The organism is Methylobacillus arboreus, assembly GCF_020532725.1.
Lineage (GTDB): Bacteria > Pseudomonadota > Gammaproteobacteria > Burkholderiales > Methylophilaceae > Methylobacillus > Methylobacillus arboreus.
In genome coordinates, this window is record NZ_JAJAVC010000001.1 from 788 (window position 1) to 3,290 (window position 2,503).

1 protein-coding gene is annotated in these 2,503 nt (G+C 59.4%); it reads left to right on the forward strand.

Features of this window, described 5'->3' with window-relative positions; translation table 11 throughout:
• Positions 1-2,503 (forward strand): RHS repeat protein (locus LG198_RS00010; protein WP_230341130.1); only part of this gene is annotated, 2,503 nt, incomplete at both ends.

Sequence of the window (2,503 nt, forward strand, 5' to 3'; positions counted from 1 at the left end):
CGACGGCGGTGCTGGGCACCCTGATGGGCGGCAAGACCAGCACGCTGGGCACGGCGGTGAGCAGCCTCGCGGGCGGCTACAGCGAACTCAAGGCAGGTTATGACAGGGCAGGTCAAGTCATTAGCCGGACCGATGCCTTGGGTAATACCAACACTGTGGAGTACACCGCCTTTGGTGAGCGCATCAGGGAAACCTTCAAGATCAACAGCAGTACAACCACCTGGGCGACCTACGCCTATGATCGCCGCGGGCTCCTTAACCGCGAAAACAATGAACTCGGTCTTGCCACCACCCGCACCCTGGATGCGTTTGGCCGCGTGACCCAAGTCACGGATGCGCGTAACCTGACCACCAAGTACGAATACGACCGCCTGGGGCGCCAGATCACCTTGATCGACGGCACCAACACCACAAGCCGGACCACCTATGATGCCCATGACCGAGTCCTGAGCAAATTGGACGGACGCGGTAATACCACTACCTACGCCTACAACAGCACGGCACGCACCATGATCATGACCACGGCGGAAGGCGTCCAGGTCACGACCACCGCCAACGGCTTTGGCGAGACCGTCAGTATCAAAAATGGCCGAGGACACATCACTACCTATACCTATGACAACGATGGCCGCCTGCTGAAGACCATTGACCCCATCGCTACCAACACCAATACCTACGACAAGGCCGGCCGCCTCAGCATATCGCAGGACGGTCGAGGCACCAACACCCATTACACCTACGATGCGGCCAACCGCGTCCTGACCCAGGTGATCAATCCGGGCACAGGCAACCTCAATATTACGACCACCTATCGCTACGATGCCCAAGGCCGCAAGACCTGGGAGCAGGATGCGGCTGGTACCTGGACTCGTACCGATTATGACGCCAAGGGCCAAGTGACGGCCATTGTCGTCGATCCCAGGCGAGGCCCCAACTGGGTCAGCGGTGCCGATGACAATCCCAATGGCCTGAACCTGGAAACGCGCTTTACCTATGACGCCCGCGGCAACACCGTGATCGTCACCGAAGGAGTTGGCACGCCGTTGGCGACCAAGACCGTCTACCTCTATGACAAACTGGGCCGCCGTACCCAGGAAGTCGTCGATGCGGACGGCCTCGCCCTCAAGACCACCTACACCTACAGCGGCACGGGCTACGTCCTGAGCAAGACCGATGCCTTGGGCAACGTCACGCGCTATACCTACGATGCCAACAACCGCGTGATTCACACCGTGGACGCCCTGGGTCACGTCACGACCAACAGCTATGACGGCAACGGCAACCTCATCAAGGTGACCCAGCATGCGACGGCGATTGACCTGACAGGCTTGGTACTAGGCCTTCCTCCGACCACAGTGACAGGACGGCTGAACACCAGTGCGGATGACCGCGTCACCCAATACGTCTACGACAAAGATAACCGCCTGACCTTCACCGTAGATGCGAATGGCTACGTCACGCGCAATCAGTACGATGCGGCAGGCAACGTCGTCAAGCGCACCCAGTATGCCAACCTGCTGCAGGGTACCCTGGCCGCGAATGGCAACATCGAGATCCGCACCAGTGGTACCGGCACGGGTGCTTACCTGATCGAGAATACCCTGCAAGATCGGGTGGAACAGACCGTCTATGATGGCTTGAACCGAGCAACCTTCACCATTGATGCAGAAGGCTACGTCACGGCCTACCTCTACACTGCGAATGGTGGTCTCTACCAGACCACACGTTATGCCAACCCAGTGGTACGCCGTGAGACTCTAGGCCCCAATAATGTGCCGAGTATTGGCAGTAACGTACCTGCTACGGGGGCCTACATCCTGACTTCGGCGCAGGACCAACTGACCCAACTCGCCTACGATGCTGCCCATCGCCCGATCTTCCGCTGGGATGCCGAGCGCAACGTCACCCGGTTCATCTATGACGGCAACGGCCGTGTCATCGAAGAAATCCATTACGCCAACAAACTGGAGGGTACTCTCACGCCCTATCCAGGCCGTCCCGCTGTCATTGCCGCCAATGCCGCTGCTCCCTCCAGCGGCGTTTACGTGCGTCTCCATGCCACGGACGATCGCACTACTCAATACAGCTATGATGGGGCTGGACGACTCAAGGACAGCATCAACGCCGAAGGGGAAACTACTCGTCACACCTATGACGAGACAGGCAACCTCATTAGCAAGACCATCGCCTACGGTACCGGTGTAGCCGCCACCACCCATTACGCCTACGACAAGGCGGGCCGGCTCACCGACGAAACCCGCGCCCACGGCACGCCTGAGGCCATCACCACCCATTACGAATACGACGCCCTGGGCAACCAGGTGCGCATCTTCGAAGCCTATGGCACCGCCGACCAGCGATTGACCCAACAGCAATTCGACCTGCTGGGCCGCAAGACCGGGGCCATTGATGCCCTGGGCCACAGCATCACCACCGAATACAACGCCTTTGGCGACATCGTCAAACTCACGGACGCCAACGGCAACGCCGGCTATTTCTATAC